Raw genomic sequence first — 543 nt, forward strand, 5'->3', positions numbered from 1 at the left:
GACTAAGCATCCTTTTAATTCGTAGCGATTGTCTGGGTGAGCAAGCAGGTCTAAATCGCAATGGCGGCTCTTTTGAATCGTCTTAGAAACGGTCTCGACCGAACTTTTAACACGAATAGGTTGATGCTCAGGCACATAGACTCGAGTCCCGCCATCTTTTTGCGTATAGATAGAAGCTTGGACACAGTTGTTGTTGAGTGTAATGCTAGAAGCCGGAGCGCTGTAGCAAACCCCCAGAATGTCCCACGGCCAACCCACCGCTCGGTCATACCCTGTAAAGGCACTGTTGTCTAACCACAAGTCACCGTTAATGCGCGTTAAACCATTTTTTTTCGCCAATGACAGCAACGCTTTCAAATCTTGGGTTTGTAGGGTGGGATCTCCGACAAAGTAGATAACGGCATCGGAACTCGAGGTTTCAAGTTTTGTTCGAAATGCAAAGCTGTCCCCTAACTCTAATTTAGCAGCTAAGGCTGTGACAATTTTTAAGGTGCTCGCAGGTGGAAATAGTTGGTCTGTTGGACGGATACCATCGAGCTTGGA

1 protein-coding gene is annotated in these 543 nt (G+C 47.0%); it reads right to left on the reverse strand.

The genetic code is table 11. The features are described from left to right. Positions 1-543: D-alanyl-D-alanine carboxypeptidase/D-alanyl-D-alanine-endopeptidase (gene dacB / locus R7Q11_RS28730; protein ID WP_225467292.1), on the reverse strand; the 543-nt coding region annotated here is incomplete at both ends.

This window comes from Vibrio sp. 970 (assembly GCF_033339075.1).